General features: G+C 62.5%; 15 protein-coding genes. 3 read left to right on the top strand and 12 right to left on the bottom strand.

The features are described from left to right. Positions 1-33: 33 nt before the first annotated feature. The 10 genes from KF712_13470 to KF712_13425 form a co-directional block, all read right to left on the bottom strand. Positions 34-801 carry a polysaccharide deacetylase family protein gene (locus tag KF712_13470; GenBank protein ID MBX3742000.1) on the bottom strand — a complete coding sequence of 256 codons (768 nt, stop codon included), beginning with the start codon at positions 799-801 and terminating at the stop codon, positions 34-36. A 35-nt stretch (positions 802-836) separates the two neighbouring features. Beyond that, positions 837-4598: a hypothetical protein gene (locus KF712_13465; GenBank protein ID MBX3741999.1), complete on the bottom strand. Its 3762-nt coding sequence runs from the start codon at positions 4596-4598 to the stop codon at positions 837-839. Positions 4599-4845: 247 nt separating this feature from the next. Beyond that, positions 4846-9177: a hypothetical protein gene (locus KF712_13460; GenBank protein ID MBX3741998.1), complete on the bottom strand. Its 4332-nt coding sequence runs from the start codon at positions 9175-9177 to the stop codon at positions 4846-4848. An 86-nt stretch (positions 9178-9263) separates the two neighbouring features. Further along, positions 9264-9962, bottom strand: coding sequence for a hypothetical protein (locus KF712_13455; protein MBX3741997.1), 699 nt, complete (start codon positions 9960-9962; stop codon positions 9264-9266). A gap of 79 nt (positions 9963-10041) precedes the next feature. After that, positions 10042-10794: a hypothetical protein gene (locus tag KF712_13450; GenBank protein ID MBX3741996.1), complete on the bottom strand. Its 753-nt coding sequence runs from the start codon at positions 10792-10794 to the stop codon at positions 10042-10044. A 15-nt stretch (positions 10795-10809) separates the two neighbouring features. Beyond that, positions 10810-11631 carry a PEP-CTERM sorting domain-containing protein gene (locus tag KF712_13445; protein MBX3741995.1) on the bottom strand — a complete coding sequence of 274 codons (822 nt, stop codon included), beginning with the start codon at positions 11629-11631 and terminating at the stop codon, positions 10810-10812. A gap of 46 nt (positions 11632-11677) precedes the next feature. Further along, the gene (locus KF712_13440) at positions 11678-12337 is read right to left on the bottom strand and encodes a M23 family metallopeptidase (GenBank protein ID MBX3741994.1); all 660 of its coding nucleotides are present in this window, start codon (positions 12335-12337) and stop codon (positions 11678-11680) included. Positions 12338-12441: 104 nt separating this feature from the next. Continuing rightward, positions 12442-14037: an MFS transporter gene (locus KF712_13435; protein ID MBX3741993.1), complete on the bottom strand. Its 1596-nt coding sequence runs from the start codon at positions 14035-14037 to the stop codon at positions 12442-12444. 277 nt (positions 14038-14314) lie between these two features. After that, positions 14315-15361, bottom strand: a complete 1047-nt coding sequence (gene ilvC / locus KF712_13430) for a ketol-acid reductoisomerase (protein ID MBX3741992.1) — start codon at positions 15359-15361, stop codon at positions 14315-14317. A gap of 126 nt (positions 15362-15487) precedes the next feature. Further along, a complete protein-coding gene (locus tag KF712_13425) occupies positions 15488-16258 on the bottom strand; it encodes a M14 family metallocarboxypeptidase (GenBank protein MBX3741991.1) in 771 nt (256 codons plus the stop codon). Between the two features lie 109 nt (positions 16259-16367). On the opposite strand from KF712_13425, the gene KF712_13420 reads away from it, so the two are divergent. Both KF712_13420 and KF712_13415 read left to right on the top strand, forming a co-directional pair. Then, positions 16368-17270: a hypothetical protein gene (locus KF712_13420; GenBank protein MBX3741990.1), complete on the top strand. Its 903-nt coding sequence runs from the start codon at positions 16368-16370 to the stop codon at positions 17268-17270. After that, positions 17252-18106, top strand: coding sequence for an SUMF1/EgtB/PvdO family nonheme iron enzyme (locus tag KF712_13415; protein ID MBX3741989.1), 855 nt, complete (start codon positions 17252-17254; stop codon positions 18104-18106). Before KF712_13420 ends, KF712_13415 begins: the two co-directional genes overlap by 19 nt. A 295-nt stretch (positions 18107-18401) precedes the next feature. Here the strand turns inward: KF712_13415 and KF712_13410 are convergent, their stop codons facing one another. Together KF712_13410 and KF712_13405 are read right to left on the bottom strand one after the other, a co-directional pair. Then, positions 18402-18743 carry an MmcQ/YjbR family DNA-binding protein gene (locus KF712_13410; GenBank protein ID MBX3741988.1) on the bottom strand — a complete coding sequence of 114 codons (342 nt, stop codon included), beginning with the start codon at positions 18741-18743 and terminating at the stop codon, positions 18402-18404. 11 nt (positions 18744-18754) lie between these two features. Further along, a complete protein-coding gene (locus tag KF712_13405; GenBank protein ID MBX3741987.1) occupies positions 18755-19531 on the bottom strand; it encodes a dienelactone hydrolase family protein in 777 nt (258 codons plus the stop codon). 101 nt (positions 19532-19632) lie between these two features. Between KF712_13405 and KF712_13400 the strand changes: the two genes are divergently transcribed. Next, on the top strand, positions 19633-20640 hold the full coding sequence (locus KF712_13400) for a bile acid:sodium symporter (protein ID MBX3741986.1): 1008 nt from the start codon (positions 19633-19635) through the stop codon (positions 20638-20640). The last annotated feature ends 23 nt before the right edge of the window (positions 20641-20663 follow it).

The following is a 20663-nucleotide window of genomic DNA, read 5'->3' as shown; positions in this document are numbered from 1 at the left end:
AATCCGCCCGGATGGCAATCCCTAAAAAAGGAATCATTTCCCCAGTGACGCGGCGTAGGCGGAAGGAAGCATGAACGTCCAGCCTTCCGCTTTCAGGAAATCGACGATGGCGGCGAAGTCCTTGAAGCCATCCTCGCTGAACGCGGCGGGGTGGAACTGGACCGCCGCCAGGGTCAGGTTGGGATCGCCCTTCTTCTTCTCATACTCCTCCTTGAACTTGGCGAAGTTCGGCTTGCCGGTGCCGTCGTTCTCGCCCCGCAGGGTCATCGGCAGGAGGATCTTGTCCTTCATCTCCTTGGTCGGCTTCGCGCCGGGGTAGCAGAAGACCATCTTCAGTTCCGGGATTTCGTTGAGCGCCCTGGCGGTGTCGGAGTCCATGGCATTGAAGCCGCTGCCGAAGGTGTTGAACGGCTTGCCGAGCGCTTCCTTCGAAGCGGCCTGGACCTTGGTAAGGTGGTTCTTCTGGTGCTCGTAGCCGGAGCCGCCGAACTCGGATTTCTTTTTCCCTTCTTCTTCCCATTGCTTGTGGTCCCAGCCGTGGTTCCAGAATTCCACCTTGCCGGTGGCTTCCCATTTCTTCAGCCACTCGTCGTATTTCTCGTCCTGCTTCTCGAAGGAAACGGCGATCACCCCGGCGGATACCGGCACATCGTGTTCCGCCGCCAGCTTGAAGAAGCGCTCCCACTTCGGGTTCACGCTGGTGACGTCATCGGCCTTGATGATGGCGATGCGTTTGGTCTGGGCGCTGGCGGGGAGCGCCAGGGCGGCGAGCGAAAGGAGGATGAGTTTTTTTACGGACATGGGGTAATAAGAGCGCAGCCCGTCCGTGGCTCCAGTCAATTCTGGAGGCGCACCGGCCCCCACTGGGATGGCGTCAGCTTCGACTCGCTCGGTACGTCGGAAACCAAGCCGGTCGCTTTGGAGTGCCAGTAAAGCCGCGCCGCGCGGTTCGTTCCGCTGGGGTCGGAAAAGATCACGCCGATGATGCCCTTGAGGTCCGCGGCCTGTGTGGGGTCGATCCCAAGATCGGAGAGCGGGATGGTCATCAGCGCGGAGTAGCCTCGCATGCCGGGTTTCACCGAGAGCTTCGCGCCGGGCAGGCGCTTCACCACATCGAATTGCTGGGCGTTCGCCTCGTTGTTGGACACCACGTAGGTGGTGGGGCTTTCCTGCTTGTCCGCCTTCCGCTGCCAATAGGTCACCGTGTCCTTTCCGGAAATGGATGCGCCCAGAATGCGGATGGGACCACGCCCGGGCACATCGAGCTGGAGATCGACAGCGTCCCCGCCGATGAAGGCGTGGGTGAAACGACCCTCCGCATTCTTCCACGGACTGGTGTCGCTGACCTGGTACATCACCGCCAGGTTCTTTCCGTCATGGGAAAGCGCGGCGCGGAACCAGCGGAGCGGATCTCCGGGTTCCTGCACGCGCAGGGTTTCCGCGCCATCAATCAGGGGAGTCTTCCGGTTGGTGTCCGGTTCCGCGGGCTGTCCGGGACTTTTGGAAACCTTCGCGATCATCAGACTCTCCGGCTCCTTTCCGGAGGCCGCGAGCCGTGACTGCGCGAGCTTCACCCCCTCCGCGATCTGGCTGTCGGTGAGCGTTACCGCTACGGTCTGCTTGCGGGTGGAGTCCAGTCCCTTGATCTCCATGATGCGGTAGGAAGCCCCGCCCAACTGCGCCAGGATGCGGCCTTTCTCATCCCGCCACATGAAGCCGCCGAACGACTCCTGGCCCACGTAGGTTTCATCCAGCGTCACATCGCCCTTCGAGTCCTGGAGGATGGAGGAAAGGAAAAGCCCGTCCATGGTCATGAGGAACCACTCCCCGCGGTCCCCACCGATGGCGGTGATGCTGCCCACGCCCGGCACATCCTCCACCACGCCGTTGGTCCGGAAAGGGGCGATGAGCAGCCCGCGCCGCGCGGCGGGTGCATCGTGACGTCCGAAAGGGTTCGGGTAACTGCCGGTGCGACCGTCCGTGGTGGCGTAGTTGATGCCGTCGGAAACATTCCCCTCCATGTCCAGCGCGACCGTGCCGGAGCGGTTCGACCGGTAGTCAGGGGTGAAGTGGTTCGGCAGTTTTTCCGGATTCGCGAAATCATACAGCGGCACGCCGCCGGGCGTGAACTTCTGTGGCCGGAACACCAGTTGGTCGGGAGTGATGAAGGTCAGGTCGGGCCGCATCCAGCCGTTGCTCCAGTAGTGGGCGCGGGAGGGAAAGCCGGTGGTGGTTTCATTCGCATCGACGGTGCCGTTGTCGTTGCGATCCGCCCAGGTGCTGCCCGGCGTCGGGTTCTTTCCTGCCTTCGGATACACCACCCGGACCACGGTCCGGAACACGCCCTCGGCGTCCCGCTTCGCCACGATCATTTCCTCCGGCTTGTTGTAGCCGGGAACGGATACCGCATACTCATGATCTCCATGACGATAGACCACGCCGCGGGTGGTGCTGAGTTCCGGGTGGAAATACAACGCTTTCTCAGCGGTCGGGCGGTTGAAGACGTCCGGTTGCGGGTCGAGCTGGAACTCCACACCGTGGGCGATGAAGCGGGACGAGTCATAGGTCAGCGGAAAGCCTGCCATCGCCCCGTAGTCCGCCCCACCCCAGAATTGCCGGTCGAGGCTTCCATCCCGGTTCCAGCAGGTGATGCGGCGGCAGGTTCCGGCGGCCTCGGCCAGCCAGAGCCGGCCTTGTTGATCGAAGGCAAGTCCGAGCGGGTTGATGAAGTTGCCGTCGATGAACTTTCCGGCGGGACGCTTTCCGTCCACGGTGGCGTGGGGCTTGCCGAAGATCTGATGGGCGAGCCCCGTCTGGCTGAAAAAAATGAACACCTGGTGGGTTTCCTGGTCACTGACCGCGATGTTCATGCCGTCCTGGCTGAACGCGAACCGCACCGGCTTCCGGAGACCTTCCGCGGTGATGACAGTGCGGGTCGCCCTGCCTTCGGTGTCGAGTTCGGCAATGATGCCGTCCTTGAAGAGGCCGAAAAGCTTGTCGTCATGATCTTCGATGGCCAGCAAACCGGGAGCGTCGCCGGAGAACTCCACGGCACCGGTTGCTGGTGTCATCCGGTAAAACAGATCGCCGGGAATGAAGGAATACACCTTCCCCTTGCTGATGGCGATGGTGGAGGCGTCAGGCACCTTGGCGTTCTCCACCGGCAGGACTGCGTTGGGGCTTTTCGCCTCATCCTCGAAGGTCTGGATCGTGCCGCTGTCCACCTTGTAGCGGCGCATCACCGTCTGCTTGATCCAACTGTCGCGCGACAGCGCATAGACGTATTGGTCATCCAGCGTCACGTCGATCAGCTCATACTGGTCCGCCCATTGGATGATGCCATCCGGCCGCACCCGGATGAGGCCGGAGCCGCCTTCCGTCCCGGTGAAGCCGATGAGCGTCACATCCCCCCGCGTCGCGGCGGTGGTCGGATGGCCGTGGTTGCTGCCCCAATACTTGCGGCCGTCCTTGGTCGCCCATGGCGGTGTGGCCGCGTTGTAGGCGCTGTTGACGAACTCCAGCCGGACCGGCAGGTGGTCCACGATGCGGGCGTGATACTCCCCGGCAGGCACCGGGTTTCCCTGGTCATCCATGCCATCCCAGCGGTCCGTGTTTTCACCTTTCGTGCGGGGATATTGCCCGAAAAGGTTGCGGACGCGGCGGCCCTGCGCGTCGTCGATGGCGATGGTCACGTCCCGGTCGTCCGGCAGCGTGTAGCGGATCTCCACGGGGCCTGCCGTGTCGTAGTCCACGAACTGCTTCAGCCGCTGCGCCTGGAGGGCCTTCTGGTCGGCGGTGATGTCCAGATTTCCCTTCGCGGAAATGATGGCCCGCCCCCAGCCGTCGCGGGCGCGGAAGAAGAAGATGCGGTTCACCTTGTCGTCCTTCAGGTTGTCGGCGAGGCGGTGGGTCATCTCCGAGCCGTCCTCGTTGCCCCACATGGCTTCCAGTCCGAAAACGAAGCTGTCGCCCGCTTTCAATGCCGCCCCGCTGGTCCGCAGGTAGGACCATGGCCAGAAGGCTTCCATGTTGTAGCCCCGGCCATCGTCCCATGGGCTGAAGGCGATCTTTCCGCCTGCCTTTTCCATGGTGGTGCCATACTTCTCCTGCTGGTCCGGACGGTCCGGGCCGGTGGCATCGTAGGGCGGCTGCGCCTTGAAGCCGCCGTGCTTCACGATCATGTAGTGGGAGTTCTCGGAGGAGGAATGGAACAGGTTGATGTGCATCTGGTGTTCCTCCGGCGTCCGGTCGTCGAGGATGACCCGTGCCTGCATGGCATCCGCCTTCCAGCTCAGCATGAAGTCCTTTCCCCGGGTGGCGTTCTTCATCGGGGAGGGATCGCTGTAGCGGCCCAGCAGGTAGATGCCCTTCTCGTCCCACATCAGGTGGGTCCAGAGCGAGTGCTTCCCGACCAATGTCGGATCGTTGTAACTCCAGATCCCCGCGCTGAGATCCCAGTCGTTGTCTTTGCCATCGATCACCACTTCGCCCGGTGCCGGGAGCACCTGGATCTCGGCGTTGTTCGACGTCGGGCTTTCCGGATCGTTCTGGGCGAAGGAAAAGGCGGTGAGAGCCAGCAGGGACAGGATGGGTTTCATGGAAGGCGGAAGGGATGGTTGGTTCTGTCCGTGGCAGGGACCGCATTCCATGCGGTCCGGCAGGGGACGGTTGCTGATATCTTGCGATGATCGATACGCGGGGGACTCTTCCTCCGGAGAATAGGGGAGCGATGTTCCCCAAGGACGGGTGTCCCGGGATGATGGAGCATCCTCCCAGCCGGACCGCATGGAATGCGGTCCCTGCCGTCTGTTCCGGAAGAATGAGCTGCCATTGAAGGTCATCTGATTATTTGAACTCAAAGGTCCCCCACAGGGCGGGGTTGAGCATGGCTTCATCCGGGACATCGGAAACGATGCCGGTCGCCTTGTTGCTCCAGTAGACGCGGGCGGTGGTTTCCCCTCCGGTGCCCCGCAGGATGCCGATGTCGCCACGGATCTTCGCTCCCGCGGCTGGCTTGAAACCGAGCGACGCGAGCGGGATGGAAATCTCATGGTTGCCCTCGTTGCTTGAGAACTCAATCAGCGACGAAACGTCCTCCACCTTGTCGAAGGTGATGGTCCGCCATGGGGAGGAGAAGGGCACCTTGTCTCCATCCTTCGTGCCGGGCACCACCGCGCGGTAAAGCAGGGCCAGGGGCTTCTTGTCCACCACCGTGACAAGCAGCCGCATGTCCCCGGCCACGGGCTTCTTCCGGTCGCCTCCCGGTCCCAGCATCAGGTCCAGCGCATCTCCGGTCTTGAACGGGGCGAGCGGAGTCTCACCGCTGTTTTTGAGCGGCTCCGTCGCGCCGGTCTTCCATGCGGCGTAGAGCCTGTCACCGGAGACGGCGACCGCGCCGGTGATGTCGTAGGGCTTCGTGTTCGCGTTGAAGTAGGCCTTCACCCCGCTCTTGTCGATGTCCACCCAGTCGGCGGATGCCCACTCGCCGATGTCACCATCGACCACCGGCTTGTCCGGGCGGATGGCGACTTTCATGATGCCGCTGCCGTGGGCTTTCTGCCGGGCCAGCTCGACATCAGAACGCCAGACGCGGCCTTTTTCCAGATCATCGGAGGAGATGTTGATGTCGGCGGACGGCAGACGCTTGATCGTTTCAAGTCCATCCAGTCGGACGATCGCGCTGCGGGCGCCATCCACCAGATAGACCTTTCCGTCGGAGGCGTGGGTGAGGGTGGGCCAGAAGTTTTCCTCGCCCAGCGTGATGCCCTCCAGGTCGGTGTTCCGGATGGCGACCGGCATCTTCCAGCTTTTGCCGCCACGCATGTCCTCGAACAGGTTGGCGACGAAGATGCCGTCCTGCGTGAAGACCGCCATGCGGCCGTGGTTCGTGTGCAGCGCCCACAGCGGCCCCGCATCCGATCCCTTGATCTCAAAGAACGATCCGGGCAGGCGCGTGGTGCCGATCAGTTGGCCCGGCGCGTCCGGACGCGGCGCGCGGTGGGAGGCGTGGAGACCCGGCCACGGGCTGGGGTAGCTCCATTTAGCGATGCCATCCTTCGCTCCGGAAATGGAAAGCCCGTCGAACGGGCCGATGCCCAGCGTCACCACCGACCATCCATCTGTCCCGGCGAGCGCCTGGTCCCCGCCGGATGATTTCGGCGGCTGGACGTCGATTGCCAGAACCTTGCTGGTGGCGAAATCATAGAGAGGCACACCCGATTCCGTGAATCCCTTCACCGGAAACTGGACGGCTTTCCCATCCAGGCGTGCGGCGCAGATGGAGAGATCCTGCATCACCGTGAGACCGCCGCTTTTCCCTTTTTGGATCGTCACCTCTTCCGGTTGGGCCGTTGCATCGTCATTCAGATCGGTCCAGATGAAGAACGCCTCGGGTTCCTTTTTGGTGTCAGGCTTCAGACCTTCCGGCCAGCGTGTTGCGAAAGCTTCTGACTTCAGCAGCTCCCAGCGCATCGCATTGCCCATCGCGGCGGCGGGTCGGGCGATGCCGTCCTTCTCCGCAAAGATGAACACCGTGCCATGCCCACCGGTGGGGCTGGAGTTGTAGGCGTTGGTGAAATAGCGGCGGCCATCGCGGTACACCGCCTGTTCCGGTCCCCCCGCGCGGAAGGACAGCTTCATCTCATCCGGCACGCGGCGGTAGAGCACGTTCTCCAGCGACCAGCTTCCCTTTTCCCAATCGAGCTTGAACTCGAGCGTGCCGTGGCCTTCGTCCGCGTAATAGAACTTCGACTTGTCCACGGGGTCGAGCGCGCCACCGCCGCCGTATTTGCCGGGCCCGTAGAACGCGTTCGCCAGCTTCCCGTCCATGGTCCAGACGCTGACCCGCTTCGGCATGAAATCATGCTCCGCCACCCACACCTGGCCACGGTCATCCACAGCGATGCCATGGGGATGGTTCATGCGCAGCGGATCATATTTCCCCGCCGCTGGCTTTCCGGCCTTGCCGATGGTGCCGGAGAGCTTCCCGTCGGCCGTCAGGATCTTCACCTGATGGCTGCCACCCCAGTCGCTGATGAGGATGTTGCCCCTCGAGTCCGTGGTGATGCCGTGCGGATCTTCCAGTCCGGTGGCCGCCACGGTGGCGGCTTCACCTTGTCCCTGCGCGAACCGGAGCAGCCGGGTGCCGGAAATCACGAGCAGATCGCCCTTGGCATCGAAGATGATCCCCCGCGGGTCGGGGACGGAAAGCGCGCGGACTTCCTTGCCATCGGCCACGCTGAAGAAACGCAGCTTGTTCTCCTGCTTCATCGCGGCCACGGCGACGCCATTGTGGACGGCGATGCCACCCAGCAGGTCCTCCGTCCGTTCCCCCGCGCCGGGGGATTGCTCGTCCAGCTTGCCGAGCGAGAGTTTGACGATGGGCTTGTCTCCTTTCTCCGTGAGGGCGGTGATGCGCAGTTCACCGATGCCGGAACCTTTCTCCGTCTCCCAGGTGGAGCCGACATAGACATGCGTTCCGGGCTCCGCTTTTTCCCCGGCATCCCGTGCGAGGAAAGGAGCGGCGGTCCAGTGGCCGCCGACCCATTTCTTTCCGCCGAGCTTCTTTCCATCCGCCGGATCCACCCATGCGAGGCCGGATGGACCCTCCGTGACATAGCAGCCGAGATAAACTACGGGCTTTCCAGTAGGAGATTGCCCGGCGGGGACGAATGCCGCCGCCTGCGGTGGGGAATGGTTCGCCAGCCACGCGCCGGTGCTGTCCTCGGTGTTCCACGGCGGATTGCCCGTGGTATAAACGGAGAATTCGTAATGCGGCCGGATGTCATCCCTGACGATGCCGCGGACGCGGTAGGAACCGGGTTCCACGAAGCGGACGGGGATGTTGAAAACACCGTGCATCGCCGCATCCGCGTCGCGCCCCAGGTCATCGGAGCCGTCCCACCAGACGACATTCTCCCCGGCGGGAAAGTGGGTCTCGGACACCAGGTTGCGGACGCGGAAGCCATCCGGCTTCTCCACCACCAGCGAAACGTAACCCGGCTTCGCAAGGGTGAAGCGGATGGGGATGGGAGCCTTTGGCAAAGTTTCGGCTGCCAGGGTTTCCGCGGCCTTGAGCGGTTCGCTCCCGAGATTCCGCAAGGCCATCAGCTCGCCGAGCCACGCGCGCTTTCCATCATTGTTGTTCGCATGGGATAGGTTCGCCCCCGCTCCGGTGATCCGCAGCCGGATGGCGCGGGTTTTCACCTCCCTGGGGAAGGAAAGCAGGTTCGGCCAGAACTGGGCCGGGTAGCTGTGGCGGATGTTGCCGTAGGTGGCGACGGGCCTCCAGTCCGTGTCGGAAGCATCCTTCGGATGGCGGCCGGCGGGTCCTTGGAATGACTGTACCTCCGCATCGGAAATGCCCGCCCAGATGGCCGCGAGTCCGTTGAGTGAAACCGGCTTCTGCCAGCTCAGGGTGATCCACTCCGGATGATCCGCGGAAATGACCGCCGCATCGGCCGGTGCCTTGCCCTTTTCCTGGGTTTCCCATGCACCCCACCCGTCATGCGCTCCGTTGAGCACCTTTCCGGCATGCTGGCTCTGGATGCTGGCGGCGGCGGTCGCGTTCCATGCTTCATTCATGAAGCGGGTGGGACTCACCATCACCCCGGACAAGGCGCCCCGGTATTCCGTGTCGGTCGTTTTCGCATGGTGGGTGAAACGCAGCGCCCGCGTGGTGGTGCCGGGAGGCAGGATCCACAGGGAGAGATTTCCTTTCTCCGGCCCGGCCGCGACCGGAGTGCCGCCGTCATACCGTTGCGCGGGCAGCCATTGGGAATTATCCGCCGGATCACCCGGATAGGCCGCTCCGGGTTTCAGCACGCTGACCGTGCCGCCGTCCTTTGCCAGGATGCTCCCGACCGGGAGCGCCTCCTTGAAGCCGATCCGCAGATGCCGCGGCCCCGGGTTCCGGGAGTCCCCGAAGTAAAGCGTGGCGTGACCGGGATTCGAGGTGGGTGTGCAAAGGACGGCCAGCGCTCCCTGATCCTGCTTTCCCGGAGAGGCTTCGACTTTCCGGATGGAACCATCCATCCATTCCGCGAACGCATCCGGATCAACATTCCCGGCGGTGGCCGGAGTGGCGAAGGCCTCGCCGGGGAACTTCGGGAGCGCGATGACATCCGCATGCAGGGCGGGGGCGGCGAGGATGACGAGGGGCAGGGTGTGGCGGATCATGGATTTCGGGGCGTGGGACAACGGAAAGGAAATCGTTCAGGCATCGGGAAACTTATCAGGAACGGGAAAATAATGAAGCTCTCCGCTCAGCGGCGTTTGCGGGCCAACAGGGCAAGTCCCGGCAGAAGGAAGGCCAGGCCGGATGTTTCAGGGATGGTGGTGACCGTCCCCTCCAGGATCACGTTGTCAACGGCGAGCCAGCGGGTCTCAGAGTTGCTGTTGTCATAGAGGTAGATGCGGAAGGTGACGTCCGAAGTGAGGTCCTGGTAGGCCACCCCGGAAAGATCGAGAATGTGCTCATTGAAGGTGGGATTCAGGCTGTTGACGTGGGTCTCCGGGAATGATGTGCCGCCGATGGTGGTGGTGTAGTTGTCCCTGCTGGACCGGACGAAATACCAGCCGGTCAGGTTGAAGGTGCCACCGCTGTAGAACGCGGTGGAAAATTTCAACTGGGTCAGGCTCAGGGCGAATCCGCTGGCCGGGCTGACCCTGAAGGAAAAGTAGTCATTTGCCGCGATCGATGCCTCCGGTGTCCCGACCACCGTTCCCGAACCGACGGCTTCCGAAGATGGCGCGCCGATCCACCCGTTGCCGCCGGAGTTGCCATAGATCACCGGCCGCGCGACATTGTTGAGGCCGCCGTGGGGGACAAAGGCGTCCGCCGTCACTCCGGACTCCGAAGAGGTGGGGGAGCCGTTGCCATCGTTGAAGTCATAGGCCGCCAGGATGGCTGCGTGGGAAGGCACGGCCACGGCGGCCGCCAGACAGATGATGAGGGTTTTCATGGATCGTATCGGAATTGGGTTCCGATAACGATTGGTGGGCTTCTCCGGGAATTGGCCGGAAAATTTCGGAGCGTTGCAATCAGCGGGTCCCCGCTGGTTTCGCCATGCCCCAGCCTCCCGTCCGCGCCTTCCTGGCGGCAGCCTGCAGTGTTTCCAGATGCCGGCGCTGGCTGTCCGCCTTCGTGCCGTCAGGCAGATCCGCAGGTTTTGTTTTCAGGCGGGCGAGGCCTTTTTCGACCAACACTTCGTGAAGCCAGCGGGTTTTGCCACCTTCATTCACTTCGATGAAGGCATGATACCGCTGGTCCCGGAACGGGCTGTCCCATCCGGTATGGAGCGTGAACGGACGCTTGCCGAGGAGGCCGAGGACGAACTGCTTTCCCTTCCTGCCGACCTCGACCGCTTCCTCGGAAGTGATGCCGAAGTGGGCGGCCTGCTCGCGGATCCGCTGGTGGTTGTTTTCTCCGTTGCGGTAGGATTTGAAGGCGCTCTCCGGCGTGTCCACGAAGTAGAGCCGGAAGATCTCACGCCTGCCATCCGGCAACAGCACCCGGAAGCTGTCCCCATCATTGGAGTTGTCCGCGGCCAGCGTGCAGTTGCGGTGGACTTCGTAGCGGCCTTGATGGCCGGTGGTTCCGGAGCGGCTCTCCTGCCTGCCCGGCGGCGGGGATTTGGAAGATGGAGCAGGGCTGGTGGAAACCGTCTCCCTCCGGTGGGAGCGGGGGTTTTCGTCAGGACCGGCTTTTCGCTGCTCCAGCGCCCACAGGGTCACCGCCGCGGCGATGATCAGGATGACAAACCACGGGCTTTGCTTTTTCGCGCGGATCGCCATCGGGGTACGGGGCGGTCAGGCGCGGCGGCGGAACAGGATACCGGCGAAACCAAGCGCGCCGAGCAGACCGGCCGCAGGCTCGGGGATCACGTTGAAGCCGGAAACGCTGATGTCGTCCACATACAGGCTCTTCATCGAGGAGGTGGAGTTCAGCGCCGTATTGACCGTCGAGGCATCTCCGGGGGCGATCCTGAAGGTGACGGTATCCCCCGGATTGAGTCCGGCCAGGATGGACCCCAGGGACACGGGTGACAGGGTCGCCTGCGCGATGTCATAGCTGCCGGAGGTCGTGTTGAAACCCAGGGACGAGGTCCAGTTCGGTGTGGCGGCGTTGTAGGCATCCGCCGTCGCGGAAAGGGTGGCACCGAGATTGATGAAGCTGCCATTGTTGATCCGCACCCCTGCTCTCGCATAGGCGGACATGTTCTGGTTGGCGGAGTTCCCGGTGATGGCTCCCAGCGTGAACGAAAAGGTGGCGGAACTGAAGTCGAGCGTCTGGCCTGCATCCGGAGTGATGGTGAACTCCAGGTAGGTTGTGTGGGTGGAGATCGGCGGGTTGCTTTGATTCGAGACATTCAGCGGCACGAAGGCACGGACAACGGAGGTGTCCGCGGGAATCCCGTCGCTGCTGCTGACGAGCCGGCCGTAGACGGCTCCGGTGGACAACGGATTGTTCGGGGAGGTGGCGGAATTTCCGTTTTCGGTCAGTGGACCCGTTGTAAAACCGGATCCGGTGATGGTGGCATTGTTGGTGCTCGATTCGAAATCGTAGGTCACGGTCGCCGCGGAAGCCGGAACCGCCGTCAATATGCCGAAGAGGGGGATGAGGGGCTTCATCGGAATGGAGCATAAGGCCCTGGCACGGGGATGCAAGAGCTTTGGCCTACAGTCCCTTGCGTCCCGCGTATTCCAGATAGGTGCCGGTCGGCACCTCCACCGCGCGCCATTCCCGGTTCAGCCGCCGGTATTTGTTGATGAACTGCGTGGGGTCCGCCCAGTGCTCCAGGGTAGGGGGGATCGAACTGCGCTGCATCCCGATGGTGATGTTGTGGCGGATCTCGAAATGAAGGTGCGCCGGATACATGCCCCGGTTGCTGCCGATGGTGCCGATCTGCTGGCCGCGTTTCACCTTGCTGCCCACGGTCGTCATGATCCTCTGCAGGTGCCCGTAGAGCGCGTCGCAGTATTTCACCTTTCCGTTCGAAGGATCCCGGTAGGCATGGCGGATGATCACCACATTGCCCCAGCCCTGCGCCACATCGTAGGCGAACGTCACAATCCCATCCCCGATGTTGTAAACCGGGTCGCCCAGGTCGCTGTCGCCGCCACTCCGGCCGTTCCAGTCCTCCCCGAAGTGCCGAGGGGAGCTGAGCCGCAGACCGCGCGCCTTGTAGTAGCCGGAGGCATCCGGCTTCCCGACCGGGAAATCGAACCCGTCCGCGAGGTTGATCTTCACCTGGGCGGATGCCGTCATCACGCCCGACAGGAGCGCGAAAAGCAACAGGAAGAGAAGCTTCGGAAAATTTGAACCACGAGGGGTCATCGCCCCACAGTCCACTCCCGGAAGCCCACCGTCGCAAGTGCAAAAAAGAACGGCCCGCCGGGATGGCGGGCCGTTGGATAATCAGGATTTCCGAAGGAACCGGCTTACTTCTGCTCGTCCACGGTGAGTGGGCGGTAGCCGCCGATGGCTTTGAAGTAGAGCATCAGCAGGAGGTAGCAGATTGCCATCACCGCAGGGATGAAGGAGTCCACCTTGAGGGTTCTGCGGTTGCCGGTGATGTCGGATGCGACCACCGTGGCCTGCGCCGGTGTGCGGTCGGCGACGGCGACTTTCTTCGCTTCTTCAAGCTTCTGGCCGTCGATCGGCACAACTTCGTCGAAACCGAGGAACTTGCTGGTCGTGGTGGTGTTCTTGTATTCCTCGAAGAGGGCTGTGTCGGCCTTCTTGAGTTCATCCGCCGCGTAGCGGTCCTTGAAGTAACCGAGGCCCGGGCCACCGATGAGGCCGGCGGACATCATGCCGATGCCGCCCATAAGGCTCATCGCGACGGCACCGGTGCGGGGGAAGCGGTCACCCACCACGGCGAGCATGGTCGGCCAGAAGAACGTTTTGCCGAGCGCATAGACCAGCAGGGCGCCGAGGGCGGGACCGAAGGCGGAAACCGCGCTGACCAGGTTGAGGCCGAGGCAGCCGAGCAACGCGCAGACGAAGAGCAGGCTGATCGGCTTGAGGCCCAGCTTGGTTTCGATGAAATGGGCGCAGAAGCGCAGCAGGAACATCATCAGCGAGGTGAAGACGAAGAGCATCTTGCCCTCTTTCTCGTTGAGGATGGCTCCGGTGATGTTCTGGATCCAGCCGTCGGTGCCCAGTTCGACCGCGCCGACCATGGCGTGGATGACAAAGAGGAAGGCAAGCAGCCAGTGACCCATGGAGAAGCCGGTGACAGCGGCGATGGAGCCGAGGATCACAAGACCGATGGCGATGGAGATGTAGTTGCCGATAGCCGGGTCCGCGAAGAACGGAGTGAGGAGACCCTTGAAGAAGAGATACAGCATGTAGCTGACGACCGCACCGCCGAGGATGCCGACATCCTTGAGCATTTCACCCAGCTTGAGGCCCTTTGCGGAAGCTTCCGATTTCGGGAAGGATTGGCCGAAGAACATCACGCCATAGGCGAGGGTGGGGAGGAGATAGAGTGCGAGCTGCCATTTCCAGTCCCAGGCGTTGGCACCGCTGCCGAGGGTCCAGCCGATCACACCGCCGAAGACCATGCCCAGAGGCCAGGAGGCGTGGAGGATGTTCAGGTAGTGGTTGCGGTTCTTGGGGAAGAGGGTGGCGACAAGAGGGTTCGAGACGGCCTCAAGCGTTCCGTTGGCCGCGCCGAAGGCGAACATGCCCCAGAAGAGGAATTGGTAGGCGGTGCCGGTGTCCATCCCCTTGGTCGCGCCGAAGGTGATGAAGGCGGAGAGCACATGGAGGAGGAAGGCGGCCAGGACGAGCTTGCCGTATCCGATCTTATCGACCAGCACGCCGCCGATCATGATGCCGAAACAGAAGCTGGTGAATCCCGCACCACCGATGGCTCCGAGCTGGGCACCGGTGAAGTTGAACTCAGCGGCCCAGTTTCCGAAGATACCGCCACGGATTCCGAATCCTACCCCGGCGGCGAGGATGGCGGTGAAGCCGGCCCATAGGAGCCGTTTGGCGTTTGGTGCGATTGCGTCGTCTGCTGTACTCATAGGGGTTTGTCGGATCTAAACGTGGAGAAGGGGATTATCGGTTAGGGCGGGTGATGGCAAGGAGAAGAAAATCACGGATGCAACCGGTTTTTTGATAGAAACTCCCAAATGCAGCGAATCGCGTGAGAGATTCGGCGGGGAGGACGTTCCCATGCCATGACCACTCCGGTCCTTCATGGACTTCCCCCCAGCCGAAGGTCTCACGACCTTCGCTACCCAAAAAAAGAACGCCCGCGTCCCTTGCGGGAGGCGGGCGCCTCGGAAACAGGAAGCGGGATTACTTCGAGGAGGAAACGTAGGATGCCTGGGAGGCGCCCTTCTTCAGTTTCTTCTGCTTGATCCAGCTCATGGTGGAGCGGAGCTTCTCACCGGTCTTCTCGATCTGGTGGGCGGCCTCCTCCTTGCGGATCTTGTTGAAGCGCGGGTAGCCGTTCTTGTACTCGGCGATCCAGTCTTTCGCGAACTTGCCGTTCTCGATGTCCTTGAGCTGTTTGGCCATGCGCTTCTTGACGCCGGCGTCGATGATCTTTGGTCCGACGGAAACGTCGCCCCACTCGGCGGTCTCGGAGATCGAGAAACGCATGCCGGCCAGGCCGGACTCGTTCATGAGGTCAACGATGAGCTTCAGCTCGTGGAGGCACTCGAAGTAAGCCATCTCAGGCTGGTAGCCAGCCTCGACGAGCACTTCGAAACCGGCCTTCACCAGGGCGGATGCGCCACCGCAAAGGACGGTCTGCTCACCGAAGAGGTCGGTCACGGTTTCCTCGCGGAAGTTGGTTTCGAACACACCGGCACGGGTGCAGCCGACGCCGCGTGCCCATGCGAGCGCGGTTTCCTTCGCCTTGCCGGAAGCGTTCTGCTCGACGGCGATGAGGCCGGGAACACCCTTGCCGTCCACGAACTGGGAGCGGACGGTGTGGCCAGGTCCCTTCGGGGCGACGAGGATCACGTCGATGTCCTTCGGCAGTTTCAGGCCGCCGAAGAGAACAGCGAAGCCGTGGGAGAACAGGATGGTCTTGCCCTTCGTGAGGTTCGGGGCGACGTCCTTTGCGTAGATGTCAGGGATCGCGGTGTCCGGGGTGGCGATGAAGATGACGTCTGCCTTCTGGACGGCCTCGGCGGTGTCATAGACCTCGAAGCCCAGCTTCTTGGCGACTTCGCGGGACTTCGACTTCTTGTAGAGGCCGATGATGACCTTCAGGCCACTGTCCTTGAGGTTCAGCGCGTGGGCGTGGCCTTGGGAGCCGAAGCCGATCACGGCGAGTGTTTTCTTCTTCAGCGGAGCGAGCGAGGCGTCCTTGTTGGTGTAGATCTTCGCGGCCATGGCGGATCGTTGGATATGTTTCGGTTTGGACACGCCGCGGCCATCGGGGACGCAGGCGGGCGGACAAGCTGTGGGGAGGGGGAAAGAGAGTCAAGAATCAAGAATAAAGAACGGGACCCGCATGGATCACGCCTCCGTTCCGAATTCCGCGCACTGTTTCACGAACGTCTTCTGGCATGCCGCTTTCACACCCGCCACATGCGCGGCGATCCGGTCCTCCAGCGGGCTGCCGCTGGGCGTCTCGAAGGTGAAGGAATGCGGGCAGCCTTTCTTGATCAGATAGATGGCTTCCGGCCAGCCTTCCGGGATGTCCGGCTCGGACGCGTGGTAGATCCAGCCCGGCTCGTAGGACTCGTGGCCGTCGATCATGGGGCCGGGCTCCGGTTTGAACCACGGCTCCACCGCTTTCAGAATACAGGCCGCATGGCTGGTGGGACCGCCGGTCAGGTTCAGTTCGTAAAAGTAGAAGCCTGAAGTTTCCCAATCCTCATGCAGCGAGACGAAAAGCACCGGAGTGCCGATGGAGTCCAGCCAGCGGATGTGCGCGTCGGCCTCCCTGGATTCCCGCACGTAGTAGTCGCGGTTCAGGTCGATGCCATCGGCATTCCCGCGCGTGTGCGCCGCCAGCCCGTCGGGATTCAGCGCGGGGCAGATGATCCAGTGGATGGACGGGCAGAAAAAGTCCGACCGCATCAGCTCCAGCACCGCCAGCGGCCCGGCGGGCTCGTCCCCGTGGATGCCTGCGGAGAGATAGACCAGCGGGCCGTCCGCCTTCCGCTCCCATGCCTCGATGGGGCCGGTCTCCGTTTCATGGATCACCGTGGGCGTGAAGCCACGGGCCTGCGCCTCACGGAAGAAATCCGCGTGGAATGGGGTCCAGTGGAACGCGTCGCTCATGCGTGCGCAAGGTGGGTCAATTCCGGGGGAAGGGCAACCGCGGAAAGAGGCCGGAACGCCAAGGACGCCACCTTGACCCCGCAGGTGAAGGATGCCATGGTGACGGTCAATGAAACCGATGCTGCTGGCGGCCCTTTCCGCCCTGGTCCTGCCGCTTTCCGCCCAACAGCCGGTGTCTCCGGAGGCCCTGCTGGACAAGATCGTCACCTACCCGGGTTCCTACGCCCAGGTCTGCGATGTGATGACCGCCCCGACGGACATCCCCTATCGGGCGTATCAGGTCACCAGCTTCGCCGGTGCTTCGTTTTCCAAGGCGAACCTCGCCCAGATGGAGGGCAACCGTGACGGGGTGGTGAAAGCTTTGCGGAAGCGCCTGCTGGAGATCGACTTCGTCAGGCAGCCGGTGGAACCTAAGAAAGATCCCGCACCGGAGGAAAGCCATGACGGCGAGGACGTGGGGTGTGATCCCCATGTGCTGAACCCGCTCCTGCTGGAGATGATCCTCCACCTGAAGGCGACGGAGGCTCTGCCCGAGCTGCTGGTGCTGGAGGAAAAACTCGTGAAAGGCATCGCCGTTGCGAAGGATAGCGTGAAAGCCGCGCCTCCCGTCGTGACCGGGTGGTATGTCGGGCAGGAAAACTTCGACTATGATGAGAATGAGCCGGAGGCGAAACGGGACCGCCGCGTGAACCTGTTCCAGGCCCGCGTCGCCCAGCGTGATCTGGTGCTGACCATGGGCCGCCTGCTGCGGGAGGCCGGATATGAATCCTACCGCACCACCGCCATTGAGAAAGCCTATGTGGCGGGCCTCAAAAAGGAAGCGAAGGCGGAGGGTTACCTCGACTACAAGCCGGGCGGAAAACTTCCGGCAGGGAAGGAATATCTGGAGTTGGTCATGGACCCCTTCAGCAACGTGCCGCGGGACATCTACGCCTCCGTGGCGGTTCCCTACTCCCGTGAGTCACGCGATGAAGTGAGGGCGGTCGCCTCGAAATGGATCGCCGAACATTGATGCCGTCGCCCATGTTCGTGAGGACGATGGCATCGGTTCTGGCCTGCGCGGCCATCTCCTCCGCTGCGGAGAAAGGGCCGAACGGGCATGTCCTGATCGCGGTGCCAGCGGGGGAATACGCACTCGGCTCCGTGGACCACAAGCTGAACCGCCCGCACCGTTTCAAAACGGAGGGCTTTCGCATCTCCGATGCCGAAACGACCAACGCCCAGTTCGCTGAGTTCGTGAAGGCCACCGGCTACCGCACCCTCGCCGAGCGTGCGGGGTGGAGTCTTTCCGGTGGCGAGGGCAGCGCCGAGTGGGAATGGAAGCGGGTCGAGGGTGCGGACTGGCGGCATCCCTTCGGTCCCGATGGTCCTTCCGCGGAAAAGCTGCCGGACCACCCTGTCACCCAGATCTCAGGTGAGGACGCACGGGCCTACTGCCAGTGGGTGGGCGGCAGGCTTCCCACGCTGGATGAATGGGAAACGGCGGCCCGCGCCGGGGCCACCACTGCCTACCCCTGGGGAGCCGCATTTTCCGCAAAGGCCTGCAACGTCTGGAACGGAGCCAGCCACCTGAAGAACACCCGTGAGGATGGCTTCGTGCTCACCTCCCCGGTCCGCTCTTTCCCACCGAACGCGTGGGGCCTCCATGATGTCATCGGGAACGTCTTCGAATACTGCGAGGGGTCGCCCCCATGGATGACCAGCGATCTCACGAAAAAGCGGATCTGCGGCCGCGGCGGTTCCTGGTGGTGCTCCGCCCACTCCTGTGATTTCTTTAACCTGCTTGATATAGGAAGCATGGTCAAAACCGCCTCCCTTCCGAATCAAGGCTTCCGGATTGTAAAGTAAGGAGGGAGGACACTCCTGTCCTCCGGCTGCAATGGAAAACAAAGGAAAGAGAAGTTTTCAGGGAAGAAAGAAAGCTGACCGTGAGTCTCACGAATCTTGAAGAGATCCATTTTGCCTTTGCGCTTTCTTTGCGACCTCTGCGGCTCCTCTGTAAGTCTTTCGCATTTTGCCAATGCCGCCGGTGGACAGGAATGGGAGCGAAGAGGACATAGCGGCTTTGCCGCAATGTCCACCCTCCTTACTCGGCTGCAACGGAACACTCAGCAAAGGCATCCAAAGGATTGGTCCACCCTCCCTAAGGTCTCTTCCCCTTCGGCAGCGAAGCCACCACCAGATCGTACGAATGCCGGATCAGTTCCCGCAGGAGTGATGCAGGCACGGACCGATCAATCCTCACCGTATTCCAGTGCCGCTTGTTCATGTGGTAGCCGGGGATGATCGACTCATATTCTTCCCGCAGCGTGACTGCCCGTGTGGGGTCACACTTGAGATTCATTCTCGGCGGGAAGTCTCCCGGATCCGTGAGCGCGAATACCTTCCCACCCACCTTGTACACCAGCACATCAGGGCCGAAGGGGGTGGTCTCTTCGGCCCCGGGAAGTGAAAGGCAGAGGTCGATGGCCTCCGGGAGATCCATGGCTGGACGGATTATTTGAAGATCTCGGCGAAGAACACCTTCATCGCCTCCCAGGAACGGGCGTCCGCTTTCGCGTTGTAGGCGGAGCCTTTCGATGGGTCGTCACCGGCCATTTTCTGAGTGAAACTGTGGACCGCGCCGGAGTAGGCGGTGAGTTGCCAATCCGCTTCCGCTTCGTTGAATTCCTTTTCGAATCCGGCCACCTCCTCCGGCTTCACGTGCGGGTCGATCGCTCCGTGGAGCACCAGCACCTTCGCTCCCACCTTGCCCTTTTCCGCCGCGAATCCGGGAGTGGATGCCAGTCCGCCGTGGAAACTGACCACCCCGGCGACGTCCGCGCCGGAGCGTGCCAGCTCCAGCACGCCCGTGCCGCCGAAGCAGTAGCCGATCGCGGCGATCTTCGACGCCTCGGTGCGCTCGTCTTTTTTCAGTTGCTCCAGCGCGGCGTCCAACCGGGCGCGGAACAGCTTGCGGTCGGACTTGTATTTGCCCGCTTCCTTGCCGGATTCCGGCGGCACCGGGCGCACACCTTGACCATAGATGTCCGCGACGAAGACATTGTAACCCAGCTCCGCCAACTGGCGGGCGCGGCCTTTCTCATAGTCCCCCGGTCCGGTCCATTGGTGGATCACCAGGACAGCGGGCCGCTTGCCGGAGGTGGCATCGTCATAGACATGGAACCCTTCGAGGGTGACGCCGCCCTGTTCGTAGGTGACGGTCTTTTCGACCGGCGCGCCGTGGGCAGCGGTCAGCAGGAGGGAAGAGAGGAGAAGGAGACGTTTCATCATGACTATCAAAGCGTGGAACACGGCGGAGTCAAATGCGCGATCACTCCCAGCGGTCTCCTCAGGCTTGTATCCGCGGTCTCCCCGGCAGACGCTCCCCGCGGATGAGTGCGAATGTCTCCTGGTTCCGGGCAAATGGTTTCCTGCTGGCCCTCATCGGTGCGGTGATCCTGGCCTTCCTTTTCCCGGAAGGGGGAGGTAGCGGGGCATGGATCCCCCCCGTGCTGGTGACGAACGGCGGCATCGCCCTGATCCTGTTTTTCCAGGGCCTCTCGCTGTCTTTTGAAAAAGTGAAAGCAGGCGCGGGAAACTGGCGGCTGCACTTGGTGATCCAGGCGTTCACCTTCGTGGTGTTCCCGCTGGTGGGCCTCCTGCTGGACCACATTGTGCCGTGGTTCTGGTCCTCCCAGCCGCAGGCCATCCGGCACGGCCTGCTGTTTCTCTGCGTGCTTCCGTCCACCATCTCCTCTTCGGTGGTCTTCACCGCCATCGCCCGTGGCAATACCCCCGGCGCGTTGTTCAACGCCGCGCTCTCCAACATCATCGGCGTTGTCATCACGCCCGTGCTGGTCTTTCTGCTGATGCAGGGCACCGGCAGTCCGGTCACCTCGGAGTTCGGCCCGCTGTTGCTGAAGATCACCTCGCTCACGCTGCTTCCCTTCAGTATCGGGATGGCGCTGCGGCCCTTCGTCCGGGACTGGGCGGACCGTGCGAAGCCATGGTTCACCCGCATCAGCAACGCAGTTATCGTCTACATCGTCTATGCCGCGTTCTGTGATTCGGTGCAGGGGGACATCTGGCGGAAATATGGCGCCGCCATCACCCTGCCGGTGGTCATCATCGTGGTGCTGCTGTTCGTGGGGGTGTCGTGGCTCACCCATGGCTCCTGCCTGCTGCTGCGGATGAACCGGGAGGACCGCATCGCCGCCTACTTCTGCGCCGTGAAGAAGACCCTGGCAATGGGCGTGCCGCTGGCGGCGATGATCTTCGGCCGCGGTACGGAACTTTCGCTGATCCTGCTGCCCGTCATGCTCTACCATCCCCTCCAGCTTCTGGTGAATGGAGTGCTGGCGAACCACTGGGCGAAGGAACGTCTGCCGGGTGATCCCTGAAAAAGAAAAACGCCCGGCCGCAT

The organism is Akkermansiaceae bacterium (assembly GCA_019634595.1).
Taxonomy (GTDB): domain Bacteria; phylum Verrucomicrobiota; class Verrucomicrobiia; order Verrucomicrobiales; family Akkermansiaceae; genus Luteolibacter.
This window is presented reverse-complemented; position numbering and strand designations above follow the sequence as displayed.

Bases quoted from the DNA above. Each gene is read 5' to 3' on its own strand.
- KF712_13470 (MBX3742000.1), bottom strand. From the start codon at position 801: ATGTCCGTAAAAAAACTCATCCTCCTTTCGCTCGCCGCCCTGGCGCTC.
- KF712_13465 (MBX3741999.1), bottom strand. From the start codon at position 4,598: ATGAAACCCATCCTGTCCCTGCTGGCTCTCACCGCCTTTTCCTTCGCC.
- KF712_13460 (MBX3741998.1), bottom strand. From the start codon at position 9,177: ATGATCCGCCACACCCTGCCCCTCGTCATCCTCGCCGCCCCCGCCCTG.
- KF712_13455 (MBX3741997.1), bottom strand. From the start codon at position 9,962: ATGAAAACCCTCATCATCTGTCTGGCGGCCGCCGTGGCCGTGCCTTCC.
- KF712_13450 (MBX3741996.1), bottom strand. From the start codon at position 10,794: ATGGCGATCCGCGCGAAAAAGCAAAGCCCGTGGTTTGTCATCCTGATC.
- KF712_13445 (MBX3741995.1), bottom strand. From the start codon at position 11,631: ATGAAGCCCCTCATCCCCCTCTTCGGCATATTGACGGCGGTTCCGGCT.
- KF712_13440 (MBX3741994.1), bottom strand. From the start codon at position 12,337: ATGACCCCTCGTGGTTCAAATTTTCCGAAGCTTCTCTTCCTGTTGCTT.
- KF712_13435 (MBX3741993.1), bottom strand. From the start codon at position 14,037: ATGAGTACAGCAGACGACGCAATCGCACCAAACGCCAAACGGCTCCTA.
- ilvC (MBX3741992.1), bottom strand. From the start codon at position 15,361: ATGGCCGCGAAGATCTACACCAACAAGGACGCCTCGCTCGCTCCGCTG.
- KF712_13425 (MBX3741991.1), bottom strand. From the start codon at position 16,258: ATGAGCGACGCGTTCCACTGGACCCCATTCCACGCGGATTTCTTCCGT.
- KF712_13420 (MBX3741990.1), top strand. From the start codon at position 16,368: ATGAAACCGATGCTGCTGGCGGCCCTTTCCGCCCTGGTCCTGCCGCTT.
- KF712_13415 (MBX3741989.1), top strand. From the start codon at position 17,252: ATGGATCGCCGAACATTGATGCCGTCGCCCATGTTCGTGAGGACGATG.
- KF712_13410 (MBX3741988.1), bottom strand. From the start codon at position 18,743: ATGGATCTCCCGGAGGCCATCGACCTCTGCCTTTCACTTCCCGGGGCC.
- KF712_13405 (MBX3741987.1), bottom strand. From the start codon at position 19,531: ATGATGAAACGTCTCCTTCTCCTCTCTTCCCTCCTGCTGACCGCTGCC.
- KF712_13400 (MBX3741986.1), top strand. From the start codon at position 19,633: ATGAGTGCGAATGTCTCCTGGTTCCGGGCAAATGGTTTCCTGCTGGCC.